Source organism: Vibrio ouci, assembly GCF_004551525.1.
Taxonomy (GTDB): domain Bacteria; phylum Pseudomonadota; class Gammaproteobacteria; order Enterobacterales; family Vibrionaceae; genus Vibrio; species Vibrio ouci.
On the sequence record NZ_SATR01000016.1, the window covers coordinates 88,992 to 108,840 of the forward strand.

Sequence of the window (19,849 nt, forward strand, 5' to 3'; positions counted from 1 at the left end):
CATTTTTAATATCTAATTATGTTGTTTGGTATTTGCTGATGGAACAAGCTGAATTCACCTCTTTATTGCCCATTCTGGTCACTTTAACCCTCGCACTAACGACTCGAAATGTTGTCATTGGCTTGTTTGCCGGTGTCATGACTGGCGTCGCAATGCTCGAAAAAACCTTTATTGATAGCGGCCCGCTCGAATCATTCGGTGCGCTAATGAAAAGCTATTTACTTCCGCAACTGACAGATAGTTACAATGCAGGGGTGATATTACTGCTGGTATTTATCGGCGGTTTCGTCGCTTTAATGGAAAAGTCGGGTGGGGGCGTAGCCTTTGCCGAGCGTGTTACCACCTGGGTTAAGAGCAAATGCCAGTCTCAGCTTTCTGCGTGGTTTGGCGGGATTGTTATCTTCTTCTCAGACCTTGGCACACCGCTTATCGTTGGTCCTGTTTTTCGCCCTCTGTTTGATAAGCTGAAACTTTCACGCCAGAAGCTAGCGTTTATCATCGACTCAACCTCATCACCTGTTGCGATTCTTATCCCTTTTATTGGTTGGGGCGTTTACATCATGGGTCTGATTCAAAAAGAGTTCTCGCAACTTGATGTCGCGATGAGTGATTGGGATGCATTTATTGGTGCTATCCCATATCAGTTTTATGCATTTTTAGCGATTGCGATTGTGCCAATAATCTCGATTTTAAAATGCGATTTTGGACCAATGGCGCAGGCGGAAAGGAACGCTCAACAAGGAAACACTGCCATTCACGAGCAAGCCGATATCCATCAAGCATTTTCACATGACAATGCTAAAGCTTCGTTTGTTTGGGCGCCTTTGTTGGTCATGCTAGTAGTGTTATGTAGCATGTTAGTTCCGCAAGGTTTCCCATTTGAAAAAGTGGCGGGTTCCACGTTCCGTGCTGCGCTGTCGACCGCTTATCTATTCGCAGCAGCCACGTTAGTTAGCTTGATGGCGCTTTATGGGGTGAGAAAAGTGGCCGACAGTATTCAAGTCTATTTAAAAGGCATGTCGGGCATGATGTCAGTGGCGGTGATCCTTGTATTAGCTTGGGCGTTAAGCTCAGTTGGTAAAGAGTTAGGCGCTGCAGCTTACATTGCAGAGCAGGCTCAAGCAGGGTTCCCTACTTGGTTGTTGCCAGCGGTCGCGTTCTTATTGGCTGCGATCATTTCTTTTGCGACCGGCTCTTCATGGGGAACCTTCGCGATTATGATGCCACTTGTTATTCCTACTAGCGTTGCGATTGATGCGCCAATGCTGGTGTGTATTGGTGCCGTGCTCTCTGGAGGCTTGTTTGGCGACCACTGTTCACCGATCTCTGAAACCACCATTCTCTCTTCTACTGGGGCTGCGTGTAATCAATATGAACACTTTAAAACCCAACTGCCGTACGCTTTGCTCAACGGAGCCATTGCACTATCAAGCTTTGTCGTGGCAGGGATCATTGAAACGCCAGTGGTATTGCTGTTTGCATTGGCGGGGCAGCTGTTTTTGTATCTTCTGATTAGCCGTACTCGCTTTGGTCGCGGGCAATCATTAAAGCCACTAGAAAGCTAATCGTGTAAGCAAAAATTGGACAAGATAAGGGTAGTGATTTCGCTGCCCTTATTTTTGGAGGCACGCCTCATTTCGCACTTTCAGCTTTGTTACTCCTTCTGTTGTAAGCTCAAATTGCGTCGCATCTTGACGTAACTTTAAGTTATTCATCGTGCTTATTTTTTCGGTATTTCCTAACCTTTTGTCAGCTGAAAACACAAGGAAATGTACCATGAAAAAGGTAAGCGTCTTAACCGCTGCACTTTCGTTAGCGGCCACGTCGTCCAGTTGGGCGACGATGAACATACAACCCGATCCACAAAACCCGACAGGGTACGTGATTGCTCGGTCTGATGTTCAGGCGGTAGAAAGTCAGAAAACTGCTGACCCTATGTATCAAATCTGGTCTCAAGCACTGCGTACGGCCCCAAACAGCGTTGTTGAGGCGATCGATTCTGGCCTTGCAACAAACCCTGAAAACGTCCAGCGAGCAGAGCGAGTATTTCCTCGTTCAGAGTGGGATTTTCTAACCGGTATGGCGGCGCCAGAGTACACCTACACACGTTTCTTAAGAGCGATTGGTAAATTCCCTGCGTTCTGTGCTGAATATACTGATGGCCGCGATTCTGATGCGATCTGTAAGCGCTCTATTGTCACTGCGTTTGCGCACTTTGCTCAAGAGACCGGTGGTCATATCGCGATAGATAATACCTCGGACAACCCACTAGGACTGGAAGAGTGGCAACAAGCGTTAGTACACGTGCGTGAAATGGGCTGGTCAGAAGGGCAAGAAGGTTACACCACAGGTTGTGGCCAGAATGATTGGCAGAATAAAAAGTGGCCATGTGCGGCGGGACAAGGCTATTTTGGCCGTGGTGCAAAACAGCTCTCTTACCACTTTAACTACGGTGCATTCTCTGAGGTCATGTTTGATGGCGACGCGTCAGTCTTGCTTAATAACCCAGGTTTAGTTGCGGACTCATGGTTAAACCTTGCGTCTGCTATCTGGTTCTTCTTAACGCCGCAGGCACCTAAACCAGCTATGTTGCATGTGATCGACAAAACATGGTCACCTTCTCAGCGTGAAATTGATGCTGGCATTGGTTACGGCTTTGGTACCACAATCAATATTATCAACGGTGGTATCGAGTGTGGTGAGCAAAACAAAGATAAGGGTCAGCCAGTCAACCGCATTCGTTACTGGGAAGGGTTATCTTCGCACTATCAAATCCCACTTGATGCGGACGAGAAGAATACCTGTTGGCAGCAAACACCTTACGGTAGTTTAAACCTAAATGGCGCAACAGATGTGCTTTACACCAACTGGGATGGTAACTGGAAGTACTATGCTGACCGTCCGGGAGGTTACTCATTTGAGTGTGAGCTGGTGGGTTTCCAAACGGCTTACTCAGCTTTGGTTCCGGGTGATTACGAGAAGTGTGTGACCAACTTCTATGGTTCTCACTCAAGCTGGCCTGAAGTACGTATCGTTGACAAGCTTGATCCAGTTGACCCAGGCACAGGTCCGGGAACAGGCACAGATTGGGACGCAAATAAGGTCTATAACTCGGGTGATCAAGTGACATATAAAGGCGCGACGTATCAAGCGAAGTGGTGGACTCAAGGTGATGACCCTGCTCTTGGTGGACCGTGGGAATTAGTCTCAGGTACGCCGACTGAACCAGCGCCTGAGCCTACTCCTGATCCAACACCAGATCCGACGCCGGACCCAACTCCAACACCGGATCCTGAACCAACGCCAGACCCAACACCGGTTCCAGATAGCTTTATTCAATGGGAGCCAGGGGTAACTCAGGCTGCAGATGGTGATAAAGTGACTTATAACGGTAAGTGCTTTATTGCCAAAAATGGTCCAGGAGTGTGGGAATCACCTGTTCAATCGAACTGGTTCTGGGATGAAATCTCCTGTCAGTAATACAGCAGCTAAGTCTGATTTAATATCGGCGTAGCCCTGCGGTAACTCATCTGCCGCTTAAGACATTCATCGTTCTTAAGCGGCTTTTTTGTTTCTGCCGTATGGGTTTTTGTGCCTGTAGAGCTAGGGGCAAATGGTCGGTGCATTCAGTGTCTGAATGATAAGTAACTCTTTATAGTTAACCATGCGATTTACGAAATCTTAGATTGCAAATCCTTGATCTATCTTTTTTCATTCACGCCACTAAAATCTGCGCGTAAATTTTATTAACTTTTTTTAAAGGTGCGCAAAATGTCAACAAAACTGGCAAACCCGGCTCCACTGGGCCTAATGGGTTTCGGTATGACGACCATCCTGCTAAACATCCACAACGCAGGCTTTTTCCCAATGGATTCTATGATTCTAGCAATGGGTATCTTTTATGGTGGTCTTAGCCAAGTACTTGTTGGCATGATGTGTTTCAAACGTGGTGATACGTTTGGTACTACAGCGTTCACTTCATACGGTCTATTTTGGCTAACACTGGTTGGTTTGATCGTGATGCCTTACATGGGTCTACCAGCAAGCCCAGCAAGCTTCATGGGTTGGTACCTTGCGCTATGGGGCATCTTCACAGGCTTTATGTTCGTTGGCTCTCTATGCTACCCAGTAGCGAAACAAGTGGTATTTGGTTCACTAACGATCCTATTCTTCCTACTTGCGGCACGTGACTTCACTGGTAGCCACCTGATTGGCACAATCGCTGGTCTAGAAGGTATCTTCTGTGGCGCAAGCGCAATCTACTTTGCGATGGCTCAAGTTCTTAACAACGAATACGGCCGTACAATCCTGCCAATCGGTGAGAAGAAATCAGCTCAAGTTGAACTAGAGCAAGTTGCCGCTTAATTGAATTTAAAATTTAGTTGTCGAATCGCCTGAAGTACGACAACTGATATTGGGAACCTTAATACGAAAGGGGTTAGCATTTGCTAACCCCTTTTTCTTACCACTGCTTTTTATCTATAGCTTATCGCTATTAGGTTGAAGGTTGTTCAACCGGTTTAGAATCTAGTTCTGATTCTGGCTCTTTACCTGTCTTACGACGGTACTTCTCTTCCCAGTAGTCAGCGCCTTTGATACCAAGTTTCACTGGGTTAAATGTGTACTCAGTGACACCTTTTCTTTGTTGCTCTTCGTAATCATGCAGCGCTTTTAGTGCTGGCTTAGACATGAAGAAGATAATCAAGATGCCGACGATGTTTAGCCACGCCATTAGGCCTACACCCACATCACCCATTGCCCATGCAAGGTTTGCGGTCTTAACTGTACCGTAGAACACAACTGCGATTAATGCGACTTTTAGTAGGAACATTAGGCCGTTAACTTTGAAGGTACGACGGATATACGCAATATTTGTCTCTGCGATGTAGTAGTACGCAAGAATGGTAGTGAATGCGAAGAAGAACAGCGCAACAGCGATGAACGGCTTACCAATGCCCGGTAGCGCACTTTCGATAGCCATCTGCGTAAAGACTGGACCATTTGCTGCGATATCAGCCGCTACGTTCTGCACTAGGAAACCTTCAGCGCCATGAACGTTGTATGCACCAGTGATGATGATCATAAATGCGGTTGCTGAACATACTAGTAGCGTATCAATGTAGATAGAGAATGACTGTACCAGACCTTGCTGCGCTGGGTGATCAACACTTGCTGCTGCCGCTGCGTGAGGACCTGTACCTTGACCTGCTTCGTTAGAGTAAACACCACGTTTAACACCCCAACCGATTGCAGCACCAACACCCGCCATCGGAGTGAATGCGTCGCCAACGATCATTGCGAATACGCGTGGCACTTCACCGATGTTTAGTAGGACGATGATGAACGCTGTTACGATGTAAGCAAGCGCCATGAAAGGAACAACAATCTGAGTGAAGTTTGCGATACGCTTAACGCCACCAAAGATGATGAACGCAAGAATCACAGCAATGATTGTACCTGTTAGGATTTTAGCGAAGCTGAATGTACCGATTGCAGTCTCAATCATTGCGCCAGAACCGAATGCCGCTTCTACTGCGTTACCAATACTGTTTGATTGAACGCCCGGTAGTAAGAAACCACAAGCAAAGATAGTCGCGATAGCAAAGATCCATGCGTACCACTTTTGACCCATTGCTTTTTCAATGTAGTAAGCAGGGCCGCCACGGAACTCGCCGTTGTCTTCTTCTTTGTAAATCTGCGCCAGCGTTGATTCTGCGTATGCCGTCGCCGCGCCGAAGAAGGCTACCACCCACATCCAGAATACTGCACCTGGACCACCGAAACCGATCGCCGCTGCAACACCTGCGATGTTACCTGTACCTACACGACCAGATAGCGATACCGCTAATGCCTGGAACGATGAAATACCCTTTGATGAGCTTTTACCTGATAGAAGTAGACGCCACATTTCAGTGAAGTGACGGATTTGAACAAATCGTGTCATGACTGAGTAGAACAGACCTGCGCCCAAGCAAAGGTAAATCAATACCGGGCTCCAGATGATTCCATTCAAAAAATCAACAATTGACTGCATAAGAAGTTTCCCTGTTTGTTTTGTAATGGTTGTTTTCTGAGTAGGATATTACCCTGCTTGTAATTTAATTGTTAATTTACTTGTCTTTTGATGTTATTGAGCGTGATCTGAAACACAAAGTGCTAAAAAATTGTTAAAAAACTAGAGTAAGAGTTCTTAAAGGCGAGAGTTGACTGAGTATCTGATGTATTGAGTGCCATTTGTGGTGTTTTATATTCATAAAAACCACAAATGACGTATTTGTATATATTTTGTTTATGAGAGATATATGAGTGAATTGTATCGTGAGTGGCTATTGATAGCGTTCGACACTCAGCTCAGAAAATGACTTATGACCTTGAGTAGCAATGATCTCGGTCAGAATGTTGGCTGAACCACAAGCCATGGTCCAACCGAGCGTGCCATGGCCCGTATTGGTATACAGATTAGAAAACGAGGTTTGTCCTATGATCGGTGTGCCATCTGGCGTCATTGGACGAAAGCCACTCCAGTAGTCAGCTTGGCTGAAATCGACGCCCTTAGGGAAGAGCTGACGGACAACATGATTGAGTGTCGCTAACCTCTTGTCTGGCAAGCTAGGATCAAACCCCGCGAGCTCGGCGGTGCCTGCGACTCGAATACGCTGATCAAATCGAGTCACTGCGACTTTATACGTTTCGTCCATAATCGTGGAGTGAGGGGCATGGGCCTCGTCAACAACCGGCAGGGTTAATGAGTAGCCTTTAACCGGATAAACGGGAATATCGATACCAAGAGGCTGCAGAAGGTGCTTAGAGTAGCTTCCCAGAGCCATGACATAGCTATCGGCTTCAATGATGCCTTGTGATGTTTTAACGCCACAAACACGTTTATTGTCAGTGAGTAACTGCTCAACCTCGGTATTAAACATAAATTGCACGCCTGCTTGTTCAGCCATACTTTGCAATTGTTGGCAAAACAGGTAGCAGTCGCCCGTTTCGTCATCGGGCAAATAGAGTCCGCCGACAAGATTGCCTTGCATGTTTGATAACCCAGGCTCTTGAGTTAAACATTCTTCAGGCGACATTAATTGGTAGCGGGTATCGCTTTCTTCTAGCAGGGCGATATCTTTTTTGAGCGCCGTAAGCTGAGTCTGTTTGCGAAATATTTGCAGCGTGCCTTGGGTCTTGCCTTGGTAGTTCAATTGATGCTTGTGATTTAACTCTGCTAAACACTCTCGACTGCGATTGGCGATGGTCAGCATTCGTGCCTTATTGATTCGGTATTTATCAAGTTGGCAATTCGCGAGCATTCTGGTTGCCCAACCGACTAATTCTGGACTTAGGTTTGGCTTAATTTTTAGCGGAGCATGTTGCTCAAAGAGCCACTTTATTGCTTTGGTCGGAATACCGGGCGCTGCCCATGGGGAAGAGTAGCCATAGGAGATTTGACCTGCATTGGCAAAGCTTGTCTCTTCGGCGGATCTGGCTTGTCTGTCGATAACCGTTACTTCAAACCCCGCTTGAGATAAATACCATGCGCTGGTTAGCCCTACGACACCACTTCCTAAAACAACGACTTTCACGTTTGATTCTCACACTATTAAATTTTGCTTAGCATCGGTAATTTACATTCGTTTAACAATCGATAAGAATTGATGTTAGGTTTTAGTTTTTTTAAAGGCTCGTTATGAAATCAGCCATTCTGCAAGGGGTGAACCTAGTCTGTATCGTCGCCCGTCACCAAAGCTTAACCAGCGCCGCGAAAGAGCTGAGCTTAACCGTTGGGGCGGTAAGTCAGCAGTTGCAACAGATAGAAGATAAGCTTGGTTTTTCGGTATTTGAGCGTCATGCTCGCGGCATACGATTGACAGAGCAGGGCAGTAAGCTAGTCGAATCAACCAGTCATCACTTAGCGGCAATTGAAGAGAATGTTTTCCAGCTGACTCATGTGTCTGAGCGCAAGCAGATCCGATTAAAACTGACGCCATCTTTTGCTTTTAAATGGCTTGTCCCTCGCTTGGATAAATTCCACAAACTCTACCCTGATGTGCAAATACATACCTTTGCTGAAGGGGCGTTGGTTGATAGTGACAACCGCAACTTTGATATCGCGATTGACTATGGGCCGATACCTTACAAGTACCAAACTGCAGAGTTGCTGATGGCTGAGTCTTTGATACCGGTAATGAGCCCCAGCTATCAACAATCTCATCCAGTGCAATTAGACAACGCCAGTTGGAGAGAGGTCGTGCTGCTGCATGATGTGATGCCATGGGCCAGCGCGGCGAAAGATCATGAATGGCACTATTGGGCTAAGCAGCAACGGTTGAGTTTTGAGACTAACCAAGGCCATTTCTTTAATCGTACCGATATGGCGATGTCTGCGGCAGAGGCTGGGGTGGGTATTGCGCTTGCCCGAACTGCACTACTGAGTAATGAGCTAAAAGAAGGGCGCTTAGTGGCCCCGTTTGCGGCCATCTCGGCCAATGCAGGCTACTTTGTTTTAACCCATACCGATAACCCTTATACGCGCTTATTTAAAAATTGGTTGAGAGAACAAGTTGTTATTGATTAATTTGTAAATATCAATGGCGTGCCCATATGCACCCACTACACTTAGTAGTGAGCTTGATTCTGCCTTAATCAAATCAAGCGAATGTAGGGGCAGCGCATTATGGAATCTCATCAAGGCCGATGCAGCTATCAAAACCCTGATGGCTGGTGCTGCGATCAACCTAGTGGTGAGTCAGGACTCTGTTACTGGCATGATCCAAAAGTCGATAAAAGCAAAGATGATATAAAAGACAAGGTTGAGCAATGGGCCGCAGCAGGTAAACCTTTAGACGGATTTCAGTTGGCAAGAACAAATCTAGAAGATCTCAATTTAGTAAACCGCGGCAGTAAAAAAGGTTATCTATGTCGAGACGTAGACTTCTATCGAGCAAATTTAACCGATGCTCATTTTTTTGGCTTAGATTTACGTGGCTCATCTTTAATGAAAGCCAAGCTAATTGGTGCGAACTTACATTGCGCCAAGTTAGATAATTGCAATTTGCTTGGCGCTTCGCTCTCTCGCGCTAAGTTGGAGAACATTGAGTGGGGAGGTGACCTCAAGCAAGAAAGGGCAGCGAGACGTGCGATTCGGGGTCATAAATGCAAAGAATCGGTGATGTATTGCCAAGAAGCGGAAGAGGTGTGTCGAAACATCCGCAAACAATGCGAGAAGCAAGGTTTGTTTGAAATGGCCGGCGATTTCTTTAAACGAGAAATGCGTTTCCGCCGTTATCAAATGCCGCTGTTTAGTATTAAGCGCGGGATCTCAAAGCTGGTGGACGTATTTTGTGGCTATGGGGAAGACCCAATTCGTGTGGTCGGCTTTTCGATTTTTTTAATTTTGGTCTGCGCGCTGGCTTACTTCTTTTTAGACACCACTGGCGCACACCCGATTTATGAGGGAGTGAGTGGTTGGAAGTTTTACGCGTTAGAGTTTCTTAACTCGCTCTATTTCAGTGTCGTGACTTTCACCACCTTGGGCTACGGAGATATATCCCCCGTAGGGTTAGCGAGGTTTATCGCTGCCTGCGAAGCGTTCTTAGGCAGCTTTACCATGGCGCTGTTTGTGGTGGTCTTTGTTAAGAAAATGACCCGCTGAGTTAAGGTTGCGGGTTATTTAAAGCCGCTGGCCAACCAATCAGAGAGAATGATTTGATCGTCTTTGTATTGGTTAGAAAAGTGCTCAATCAGCGCCGCCAAGTGCTGGCCATTGTCACACATGGTTTGTGCGACTAAATCTTCCGAGACAACAATCGCGTCGCCTTGCGGGGAGGCGTGAGTCTCAATACTGACCGGAATAATAAACTTACGCTCACTGGCTAAGTGATGTTGTTTTAACTCGTTTGCCTGTTGGTGTAGCGCAGCCAACACCTCAGGCTGATAGTCACTCGCTTTACAGCCAACCGCGACAACAAACACCAACCCACGGTACAAAATAATCACTGAGCTGACCGAAGTGGTGGCCTGATTAGTAAACTCAAGAATAACGTCACCAGCTAAGTGCGGCAGTTGCTCGATTTGCTGCTTCAATAACTCAATTGTCGCTGACCATTGGCTGTTTTGCTCTGATGGGAATGGCGTCAATATGGATGATGTGTCGGTTTGGGTAAACTGCAAAATAGGTGCAGCGTAGAGAGTGCTCGCGGTCATGATACTTTATTGGAAGATGGAGATATCACAGAGGCTAGCGGAGAAGAGGCAGTGGAGCTAGAAGTTACGCTAAATAGTTTGAACCAGTTGGCGCAGTATCAAGGATTAGATAAGAAAAAGGTTACCAAATCAGCGATCTGGTAACCTAAATTTTATTATGCTGCAGTAGCAAATTCCGCTAAGAAAGCATCTTTACGAGCGTTGAAGCGCTCGACTAAATCATCAACAGCCGCTTGGTCGTAAGGTTTTAGACCGCTTGCTACCATGCGCTTTAAGCCTTTACCGACGATCTCGCCATTCTCTTTGAAGTCGAAGTTTAGCGTTACAAGACCACGCTTACCTTCTACGTCGAATGTTGCTCCAGCAAACACGACTTCAGGATGGGTTAGGTCTAAACGAGAGAACTCCACTTCCATGCTTTCGTAGATCACTAATGGGCGCTGGCAGTTGATCATCATCTGCTGCTCTTCCATTAGCGGAACCATGATGTGTGGGAAGTTCATACCAGAGAACTGAACGTAGCTTGTTACGACGTGTTCAATGAACGCTGGGTTGTTGCTGACTTCGCCTTCACGCGACATGTGTAAGTACTCTTTCGCATTAGCATCGACTAACGCACTTTCTTTAGCACACTTATTTTCAACTGATAGAGATACGCTATCGCTCACCATACCCGAGAAATCAAAACGCATTTTTTGGCTGATGCCTTCTTTGCTTAGTAGAACAGCAAAAAGTAGATCACCTGGCACACAGAAGCGTTTGCTATCTTCATCGTGGATAGGGTTAAAGTCTCCCGCTACCTTTTTAGCAAAGTGACTTGCTTGTTGGCGAGTGAACTGGAACTGATTGTTATCTTGTGAAAAATAAGGTGTAAGAAACATACTTTTATTCATGTGGCTATAACTGCCGCGCAGTATACATGAAGCTATGCTATTAAATGGTCTATCCAGATGAATCACTAAAGAATTGACGAAACTTTAACCTGCAAGATTCGACTCGAGGTTACAGCCAATACTTCAAACTGCCACTCATCGCAGACAATCACTTCGCCACACAGCGGCACTTTGCCCGCTTTCCAAGTGATGTAACCATTTAAGGTTTGGAAGCCTTCACTCTCTTCACCTTCAATTGAAACAATATCTAGGCGGCGTTTAAGCTCATTAAGAGGGATTAATGCATCCATCCACCAACTGCCATCTTGACGCTGTCTTGCCCATACATGTTGCGGTGCCAGACCAAGTTCACCTGCGACCGATTTCAAAATATCGTAGTGAGTAACAATACCTTGAATATCGCCATATTCATCGACAATAAACGCCATCTCACAGTTGTTTCTCTGCATCTGATTCAACAGCGGTAAGCCTTTCATCGATTCAGGGAAATAGCGCGGCTTTCTGACCAGTTTAACTATTTTAGTGGTCGACAACGCTTCATATTGGTCGAGCAATACTTTCGATGAGATCGTGCCGATGATCTTATCTAAACCGCCATGACAGACAGGCCAAACCGAGTGCTGAGTCTGACGAATACGTTTGAGGATTTGCTCAATTGGCTGTTCAACATCCAGAAAGTCCATATCGCAACGAGGCGTCATCAGTGATGTCACTAAGCGGTCGTTAAGATAGAGGATGTTTTGGATCATCTCTTGTTCTTGCGGCTCTATCGCGCCTGACTCAGAGCCCTCGGTCATGACCGCAAAGATATCTTCTTCAGTAACCTGATCGTTATCATCACCATGCTGACGAAACAGCTTTAACAGCGCATCGGTTGAGACGCTCAGTAGCACCACAAACGGAGTGGTTAGGATTGCCAGCCAATGAATCGGGTAGGCAACAATCACAGCAATACGTTCGGCGTTACGTTGGGCAAAGCGCTTAGGTACTAGCTCACCGACCACAATCGCAAAGTAGGTAATGATAACCACCACACTTGCCGTTGCGACAATAGAGGCGAGATCAGCTTCGAAGCCTTGTTGGATTAGCCACTGAGCGAATGGGCCTGATAGCGTTGCTTCACCGAAAATACCACTAAGGATACCAATCGCGGTGATGCCGATTTGGATAGTAGATAAAAAGCGAGTCGGATTATTTTTTAATTCGAGAGCGAGTTGAGCGGAAGATTGAGTTTCAGCGAGCTTTTTAAGACGGCTCGACTTAGCTGCGACAAGCGCAAGTTCTGACATGGCAAAAATGCCGTTTAGGGTGATAAGCCCCACCAGTATGAAAATGTCCATTAATTGTTCCAGTGATATACACCTTCTCAGCATAGCCATAGCTCAGGGGAAAAGATATCGATTATTTAACCACCAGACCTAATTGTTTTTAAGGTGACGATTAGCAAATGTTATGGGAGAAAATTGGCTGCCCAACCATAAAAATGGCGGGCAGGTTGTATTGATCATGAACCGTTAGAGGCGTGATCAAAATAATCCAATAAGAAATCAATCAAGGCTCGAACTGGCATAGAGAGATGCTTGCGCGACGGATAAAGCAGATACATTTGCAGCGACATCAATTGCCACTCTGGCAGTACCCAAACCAATTTGCCTTGCTTGAGCCATTCGTCGGCAAGGTAATCAGGCTGCATTGAGATGCCCATATTGGCTAATGAGCCATGCAGTAATACGGTGGCTTCATTGGCGGTGATATCGCAATTTACCTCGATATCTTGCCTTTCTCCGTTCTGAGTTAGCTGCCAGATATGACGACCAAAGTTCTTGTAGCCAAGGCATTGGTGATGGATTAGATCTTGCGGCGCTTGGCTCTCTGGGTGGGCAGACAAATACTCAGGTGAGGCAACCAGTTTTGAGTGACAGACGGAAAATGGTCGCCCGATCAAAGCAGGATTAGGATCGTTGGTGGTACGAATCGCCAAATCAATACGCTCGGCTACCATATCAACGGCTCTGTCTTGTGCATCGATATCTAACTTAACCGCTGGGTATTGCTGACGAAATTTCTCTAGCGCTGGCATTAACTGTGAAAAGCCAAAAGACATACTGACAGAGACCCGAACAAGGCCACTAATGGCATGCGTGGGCATCAAGCTCTCTTCCATTTTCTGCGCCTCATCGACCCATGATTGCAGCTTCGGTAATAATTGTTCCCCCGCGCTGGTTAATGACACCTTGCGTGTGGTGCGCTGAAGTAGTCGCGAACCAAGCCAGCTTTCTGCTGCTTCAACGTATCGGGTCACCATCGGCCGAGACATATCGAGCCTGTCTGCCGTCGCGGTAAAGCTTTCAGTTTGCGCCACATCCAGCATCACTTTTGCTGCGGTTAACTTATCCATATCTGCTCGGTTTAAGAAATAATGATGCAAAGAATAGGCTCTATTTCGAAATAAAACCAGTCGCTAACATGATTGCCACTGAACAAAACAACATCAAATCAGGAGCGATTATGAAAGCCTTTACTACCCTTAGCTTACTGCTAGCCGCGACATACTCTTCAATAGCAAGTGCCGATTTAAACTTTGAGGTCTACAACGCGGACGACAACAGTTTTAACGTCACCTCGACCTTAGTAATTGGTGAAACGGAAACATTACTTATTGATACCGGCTTTACCAAAGCGGATGCACTGCGTATCGCAGCTAAAATATTGGATGCGGGCAAACCTTTGAAAACCATTTTTATCAGCCAAGCCGATCCAGACTACTACTTTGGCGCAGAGCAACTGCTGGAAATCTTTCCTGAAGCCAATGTTGTCACTACGCCTGCGGTACGTGAGGCGATTGCCAAAAAGCTCGAAAAGAAAGTGAGCTTTTGGGGGCCGAAGATGGGCTTAAACGCACCGACTAACCCGCAACTGCCAACGGCTATTGATGCCAAAGAGATCAAAGTGGATGGTGAAGTGGTCGAGATACGCGGTCTAGATGGTGTGCTTGCTCATCGACCTTATCTTTGGGTTCCGAGTGAAAAAGCTATTTTAGGTAATGTTGGTATTGTCGAAGGTATGCATGTGTGGATGGCCGATACGCAATCAAGCCAAGAAGTGGATGCTTGGATGGCGCAACTGCAAGAGATGCTCGCGCTTAAGCCGAAATTTGTCGTGCCGGGCCATATGACGGTTCAAGGCAAGCTCGATGCCAGCACTATCCGTTATACCTATAAATGGATTGAGCGTTTTGAGCAGGCAAAACAGAGCAGTGCCAACAGTGCTGAGCTGATTGATTCGATGGTAAAGCACTACCCGAAATTGGGTTCCAATTTTAGTTTAGAGCTTGGCGCGCAAGTACATAAAAAAGAGACGACTTGGTGAGCGAAACTAACTTGATAGGGCGAGCTTGGTAAATCTGCCAAGCTCACTCGCAAGCAGATTAGCCTAACTAAACGACATGGTAACCGAGCTGTTTCAGCGTGCTAGCGAAGGTGTCCTGAGTATTTGGCTCACCATGAATCAAATGCACCGTTTTTGGCTTAGGTTCAATACCTTGAACAAAGCGAAGTAAATCGTCTTTGTCTGCATGAGCAGAGTAACCAGACATGGTATGAATCTGCGCATTTACTTCGACTTCTTGTTGATCAATCTCTACCGCCATTGCGCCAGACTGAATTGCTCTTCCTAACGTTCCTTCTGCTTGATAACCCGCAAGTAAGACATCGGTGCGCTCATCGGGTAACAACGCTTTAAGATAATCCATGATTCGGCCACCTTGGCACATACCAGATGCGGCAACCACTATCGCCGCCTCCCTTGTGGATTGCAGCCGATTAACCAACCTTTGGTGTGTGCGGTAATCTTCTACCGTAATGCATTGCTCAAAAGCCAGCGGGTGGCGGTGCATCTTAAGGCGCTGCTTAGCTTCTTGTCCCCAAAGTTGTTTGAAACGTCGATAAGAGCGGGTCACGCGCTGCGCCATTGGTGAGTCCAAAATGATCGGAATTGAAATGTCGATTTGGTGATCATGAATCAGTTGTTCAATATCAAACAGCAGCTCTTGAGTTCGCCCGACGCTAAAGGCGGGAATTAATATAGTGCCACCATCTTCAAGTGAGCGATCAATGATCGCTTTTAGCCGCTTAGAGCGAGTGGCAATATCATCATGCGGTTTGTCACCATAGGTGGTTTCAATCAGCAGGTAATCCGCTCGCTCAGGAGGTAATGGGTCGGGCAATAAAGGCGTGTTACTCGGACCTAAATCTCCAGAAAAAACCACTACCTCTTGATTGGCTAAACGCACTTCAATGTAGGCAGAACCTAGTATGTGCCCTGCAGGTTGGAAACGGATTGCCATTGAGTTTGGTAATACGGGCTCTAGCTCAATCCACTGATTATATGGCTGCGGCTTAAGCAACTTACGGATCTTATTGAGTACCCGCTGCGCCTGTTTGGGTTTTAACCCAAGTTGAAGTTTTAAGCTGTCTTCGAGCATTAACGGAATAAGCTCAGCAGTGGCTTCACTGCAATAGATAGGCTGATTGAACCCAGTCGCCAGCAACCAAGGCAGGCGACCTATATGGTCAATGTGCGCGTGGGTAATGACTAAGGCGTTGATATGTGAGGTAGTAAATTCAACCTCAAGCGGGCGAGCATCGGCACCTTGGAATAAGCCACAGTCGATGAGAATCGCTTGATGTTCATCTCTTAACTCATGGCAAGAGCCGGTGATGGTGTGCTTGCCACCATGATGAATGATTTCCATGTAACCCCCTCGCAAAATTTCGCTACGACAGTGCCGACAAAGCTATTTTACGACAAGTCGCTGAACGAGAAATGCGAGGGCTTAGCAGTTTTCAAAGTAATTTATCGATTTCTCAGTAGGTTATCTGCGAGTGATTCGCTATTGCTTTCCTACTGAGTGCTGAGTTGTCTACTGAGAGCAGAGTTATCTACTGAGGCGCTTGTGTTGGCTGCTTTTGCGCTTCAAGTTGCGCGACTTCTGCATCAAGCTCAGAAATCTTTTGTGCCATTAATTGATGACAATGATCGGCCAAGGCGCGCGCATCATTGATGGTATAGCCCGTGACATCAATAGGTTCAAGCATTTCAGTAATCACAACGCCATTGTTACGGCGATTCAAGTTGATCTTATTGTGGGTGGTACTGACTACCATTGGCGTAATTGGCACACCCGCTTCAATCGCCATACGAAAAGCGCCCGTCTTAAATGGCAATAGCCCACGCCCTTTACTGCGCGTTCCTTCAGGATAAGCCCAAACTGATAGATCTCGCTGGTGGATCGCTTCGGCGACTTGTTTAATCGTGTCGCGCGCTTTGGACTTATCTTGGCGATCAATCAAGATGTTGCCGGTAATCCAATACAGTTGACCGAAAAACGGTACCCAAATCAGCTCTTTTTTACCCAATGAAACCGTGCGCGGTCGTAACATTCCCGGTGAGGTGACAAAGTCATAGACGCTCTGATGGTTAGAGATATACACGCTATTGTTTGGCGTCGGCGCATGCTCCAATCCACGCTGGATAAGTTCAATACCGACCAGTTTATGCAGTTGATTAAACCAGCGACAAAAGAAGTAAACGTGCTTGGGATTTCTTGGGCTAAACAGGCAGTACAGCAAAGCAAATAGGGTGGTAAACACCACAAAGATCCCAGCCAAGATAAGACGAATAATAGTCAGCACAACACACTCCTCGATTAAACCTATCGGTGAATTTAGAGTCTTAGGTCTAGTTAACTAAATTGCAACATTTTTGGCGTGAGGTTTAGTTAGACGATGAAAAGGTGTGAAGTGGGATCGAAAAATAGCCAGATATCGTATTTAACTCATTCTTTTAAAAAGAAAAAGGTGAACACTTGTTCGCTGAGTCAAAGCTAAGGGGAGTTTGCTAGTGATGATAAAATAAAAAGCCCAGCATGAACTGGGCTTAGAATGATTACAGCTTAGATTGAGCTCGATTCAAGCGGTCATGAACCGCAAACCACTCTTCGCTTACTGGTGGGCGCTCGACCCAGATTTCATCACAGCCCCATTTATCGGCTTCATCAAGCGCGCGGTAAAGATCATGCGAGTACTGCGCAACATCTTGTGGCATTAGCTTAGATTTAAAGCCCAGTGAGGCTTCAATTGCTGAATAGTGTAAACAAGCGATGTTATTGCCGTTTGCTGATTCAATATCGCTAAGATCAACCAAGCGAACTTTAGTGTTCGGTTGATAATGGCTAGTGACATTACCAGGCACTGCAACCGCGTGAGCTTTAGGCGCAAGAACTTCTTCACCTAAAGTTTCAGCTAGTTGTGTAGCCGTCACTGGGCCTGTGCGAAGAACTCGAAATGGCTTTTGAGTCAGGTCGATAATGGTCGACTCTAGGCCGTGAACACAATCGCCACCTTCAAGTACCGCAGCAATCTTGCCACCTAGCGAGTTCATCACATGCTCGGCGGAAGTGGGGCTTAGCTTTTTGTATGGGTTTGCTGATGGAGCCGCCACCGCCATACCTGAAGATAATAGCGATGCAAACACATCGTGCGCTGGCATGCGAATACCAATGGTGTCTAGACCACCGGTTACCACTGGCGTTGCTTGCTCTGCTTTGTTGAGTAGTAACGTAACAGGGCCCGGCCAGTAAGCGCTGGCAATCGTATAAGCTTCTTGAGGAATATCTGTTGCCCAGTCAGTCAATTGCTCCACACTGCCGATGTGCACGATCAGCGGGTGATTGGCTGGGCGGCCTTTGGCAGCAAAGATCTTTTTCACTGCTTCAGGGTTTGAAGCATCGGCAGCAAGGCCATAAACGGTCTCGGTCGGAATCGCAACAAGTTCGCCAGAAGCGAGGATCTCTTTGGCTTGTTCAATATCTTTACTATTGCTTGCTGAAAGGTGTTGCGTCTTCAATGTCTCTTCCTCAAAGAACCGATGGATAAAAATCTGAGCCGGCTATTTTAACCATGTTTCACAAAGTTTCGATGTTTAATTGAACATGAATTGTATCGATTGATAATATTTCGCTATATAACGACTACTTTCAACTATTTAGTGGCCAAGAAAGTTTCTCTACGCGTGAAAGCTTGCTAGCCGATACGCTTAATTGAGCCAAAAGGGACAAGAAATTGAAGCAGACTTACGATTATATTGTTGTTGGCGGCGGGATTGTTGGCGTGTCGACGGCTTGGCAGTTACAGCAACGTCATCCAAATAGCTCGATTTTGCTGCTTGAGAAAGAGCAAAGCTTATCGTCTCACCAAACAGGGCATAACAGTGGCGTGATTCACGCTGGAGTCTATTACGCACCTGGCAGTTTAAAAGCTGAGTTTTGTAAAGCGGGCGTTGCGGCGACCATCGAGTTTTGCCGCAAGCATTCTATTGCGGTTGAGAATTGCGGCAAGCTATTAGTTGCAACCACACCCCAAGAAGTCGAGCGTATGAATGCACTATTCAAACGCTGCCAAGACAACCAAATTGATGTCGAGTTGATTGTTCAGCAAGAGTTAAAGCGCAGGGAGCCGAACATCACTGGGCTCGGCGCGATTGCAGTCTCTGCCACCAGTATTGTCGACTATCGTAAAGTGACCCAAGCCATGGCGCAGGAGTTCCAACAAGCGGGCGGCGAGATACAGCTAAGTAGCGAAGTGATTGGTATTAGTGAACATGCAGATCGCGTTGAAGTGAAGGTTCAAAGTCAATCGCAATCGACCATTTTAAGCGGACGCTTCTTGGTGTCATGTTCTGGTTTGATGGCCGATAGAATCACTAAGATGATGGGGCTTGAAACCGACTTTCAAATCATTCCTTATCGCGGTGAATACTTCCAACTGCCTGCCAAGCATAACCAAGTGGTGAAACACCTTATCTACCCAATCCCTGATCCAGATTTACCGTTCTTGGGTGTGCATTTAACTCGAATGATTGATGGTAGCGTCACCGTTGGGCCGAACGCAGTGCAAGGCTTCAAGCGAGAAGGGTATGGGCGATTTAACTTTGATCTCAAAGATACCCTAGAGATGCTGAGCTTTACCGGTTTTTGGAAGGTTACGGCTAAGCATTTTAAAACCGGGCTGGTGGAGTTTAAAAACTCGTGGTCGAAAGCGGGCTACCTCAAGCTGGTTAACAAATACTGCCCACAGATAGAGATTGAAGATTTGCAGCCGTATCCCGCAGGTATAAGGGCGCAAGCTGTGCTTAAAGATGGCAGCTTAGTGCATGACTTTTTGTTTGCCGAAAGCCCGCGTTCTTTACATGTCTGTAATGCGCCCTCGCCAGCCGCGACTTCTGCTATCCCGATTGGTGGCTATATTTGCGATAAGATCGCAGACAAACAAAATCTATAGCTGCGGTTTTAGCTCAACCACATTCCCTTCAGGATCTTCAATATAGATAGAGCGGCCAAAGCCTTGTGCGCCGTATCGCTCGAAAAAGTCATTGGTCGTAATATTGTGTTACTCAAGGTAGTTACTCAGCTGTTTAACCGCTATATAAGCTCGTGCCGCACATGCTACCAGCAAAACAAAGCTTAGGGGGCTGACAAATCTAGAACGATGTGCGCTTATTGTACCGTCCATGGATATTGATTAGTGGCGAACCAATAAAGACAAATAAGAAGGCGGTGTTTTTCAAGATAGTTGCCATCATTTGCTCGCTTATTAAGCAGCTTCTCTTTCTGGATTTAGGTGGACTTCGCCAACTGGCTTACAGTTCCTGATATCACCAGTCCATCGTTCAGGTTTTCGCTGTTTTGCAGCGAGTAATAC

At 46.4% G+C, this 19,849-nt stretch carries 16 protein-coding genes and 1 pseudogene; 7 read left to right on the forward strand and 10 right to left on the reverse strand.

Translation table 11 applies throughout. From position 1 onward, the window contains the following. Positions 1-38 precede the first annotated feature (38 nt). The 3 genes from ELS82_RS12190 to ELS82_RS12200 all read left to right on the forward strand — a co-directional run bounded on the left by ELS82_RS12190 (position 39) and on the right by ELS82_RS12200 (position 4,365). On the forward strand, positions 39-1,565 hold the full coding sequence (locus tag ELS82_RS12190; protein ID WP_134835711.1) for a Na+/H+ antiporter NhaC family protein: 1,527 nt from the start codon (positions 39-41) through the stop codon (positions 1,563-1,565). A gap of 211 nt (positions 1,566-1,776) precedes the next feature. Next, positions 1,777-3,480, forward strand: coding sequence for a glycoside hydrolase family 19 protein (locus ELS82_RS12195; RefSeq protein WP_134835712.1), 1,704 nt, complete (start codon positions 1,777-1,779; stop codon positions 3,478-3,480). Positions 3,481-3,771: 291 nt separating this feature from the next. Beyond that, positions 3,772-4,365: an acetate uptake transporter gene (locus ELS82_RS12200; protein WP_053440589.1), complete on the forward strand. Its 594-nt coding sequence runs from the start codon at positions 3,772-3,774 to the stop codon at positions 4,363-4,365. Between the two features lie 130 nt (positions 4,366-4,495). Here the strand turns inward: ELS82_RS12200 and ELS82_RS12205 are convergent, their stop codons facing one another. Further along, positions 4,496-6,034, reverse strand: coding sequence for an alanine/glycine:cation symporter family protein (locus ELS82_RS12205; protein ID WP_134835713.1), 1,539 nt, complete (start codon positions 6,032-6,034; stop codon positions 4,496-4,498). A gap of 292 nt (positions 6,035-6,326) precedes the next feature. Beyond that, positions 6,327-7,577, reverse strand: a complete 1,251-nt coding sequence (locus ELS82_RS12210; protein WP_134835714.1) for a D-amino acid dehydrogenase — start codon at positions 7,575-7,577, stop codon at positions 6,327-6,329. 104 nt (positions 7,578-7,681) lie between these two features. Here ELS82_RS12210 and ELS82_RS12215 point away from each other — a divergent pair, with 104 nt between their 5' ends. Both ELS82_RS12215 and ELS82_RS12220 read left to right on the forward strand, forming a co-directional pair. Beyond that, positions 7,682-8,569 (forward strand): LysR substrate-binding domain-containing protein, encoded by an 888-nt coding sequence (locus ELS82_RS12215; RefSeq protein ID WP_134835715.1) that lies wholly within the window; start codon positions 7,682-7,684, stop codon positions 8,567-8,569. Positions 8,570-8,668: 99 nt separating this feature from the next. After that, a complete protein-coding gene (locus ELS82_RS12220) occupies positions 8,669-9,646 on the forward strand; it encodes an ion channel (protein WP_134835716.1) in 978 nt (325 codons plus the stop codon). A gap of 14 nt (positions 9,647-9,660) precedes the next feature. Here the strand turns inward: ELS82_RS12220 and ELS82_RS12225 are convergent, their stop codons facing one another. From ELS82_RS12225 to ELS82_RS12240, 4 genes are all read right to left on the reverse strand, one after another. Next, positions 9,661-10,197 (reverse strand): hypothetical protein, encoded by a 537-nt coding sequence (locus tag ELS82_RS12225; RefSeq protein ID WP_134835717.1) that lies wholly within the window; start codon positions 10,195-10,197, stop codon positions 9,661-9,663. Between the two features lie 155 nt (positions 10,198-10,352). Further along, positions 10,353-11,078 carry a DUF3581 domain-containing protein gene (locus ELS82_RS12230; protein ID WP_134835718.1) on the reverse strand — a complete coding sequence of 242 codons (726 nt, stop codon included), beginning with the start codon at positions 11,076-11,078 and terminating at the stop codon, positions 10,353-10,355. A 77-nt stretch (positions 11,079-11,155) separates the two neighbouring features. Continuing rightward, positions 11,156-12,430, reverse strand: coding sequence for a hemolysin family protein (locus ELS82_RS12235; RefSeq protein WP_134835719.1), 1,275 nt, complete (start codon positions 12,428-12,430; stop codon positions 11,156-11,158). Positions 12,431-12,594: 164 nt separating this feature from the next. Beyond that, positions 12,595-13,488, reverse strand: a complete 894-nt coding sequence (locus tag ELS82_RS12240; protein WP_134835720.1) for a LysR family transcriptional regulator — start codon at positions 13,486-13,488, stop codon at positions 12,595-12,597. A 110-nt stretch (positions 13,489-13,598) separates the two neighbouring features. On the opposite strand from ELS82_RS12240, the gene ELS82_RS12245 reads away from it, so the two are divergent. After that, a complete protein-coding gene (locus ELS82_RS12245) occupies positions 13,599-14,459 on the forward strand; it encodes an MBL fold metallo-hydrolase (protein WP_134835721.1) in 861 nt (286 codons plus the stop codon). A 67-nt stretch (positions 14,460-14,526) separates the two neighbouring features. On the opposite strand, the gene ELS82_RS12250 is transcribed toward ELS82_RS12245, so the two are convergent. The 3 genes from ELS82_RS12250 to ELS82_RS12260 form a co-directional block, all read right to left on the reverse strand. Next, complete coding sequence (locus tag ELS82_RS12250; RefSeq protein ID WP_134835722.1) at positions 14,527-15,843, reverse strand: MBL fold metallo-hydrolase RNA specificity domain-containing protein; 1,317 nt, start codon at positions 15,841-15,843, stop codon at positions 14,527-14,529. Between the two features lie 187 nt (positions 15,844-16,030). Then, positions 16,031-16,783: a 1-acylglycerol-3-phosphate O-acyltransferase gene (locus ELS82_RS12255; protein WP_134835723.1), complete on the reverse strand. Its 753-nt coding sequence runs from the start codon at positions 16,781-16,783 to the stop codon at positions 16,031-16,033. A gap of 253 nt (positions 16,784-17,036) precedes the next feature. Beyond that, a complete protein-coding gene (locus ELS82_RS12260; RefSeq protein ID WP_134835724.1) occupies positions 17,037-17,996 on the reverse strand; it encodes an L-threonylcarbamoyladenylate synthase in 960 nt (319 codons plus the stop codon). Between the two features lie 215 nt (positions 17,997-18,211). Here ELS82_RS12260 and lhgD point away from each other — a divergent pair, with 215 nt between their 5' ends. Continuing rightward, positions 18,212-19,429, forward strand: a complete 1,218-nt coding sequence (gene lhgD, locus ELS82_RS12265; RefSeq protein ID WP_134835725.1) for an L-2-hydroxyglutarate dehydrogenase — start codon at positions 18,212-18,214, stop codon at positions 19,427-19,429. Here lhgD and ELS82_RS26925 read toward each other — a convergent pair. Then, positions 19,424-19,516: pseudogene (locus tag ELS82_RS26925) on the reverse strand (VOC family protein); the annotation flags it as partial. The gene lhgD and the pseudogene ELS82_RS26925 overlap by 6 nt on opposite strands. Positions 19,517-19,849: the final 333 nt, after the last annotated feature.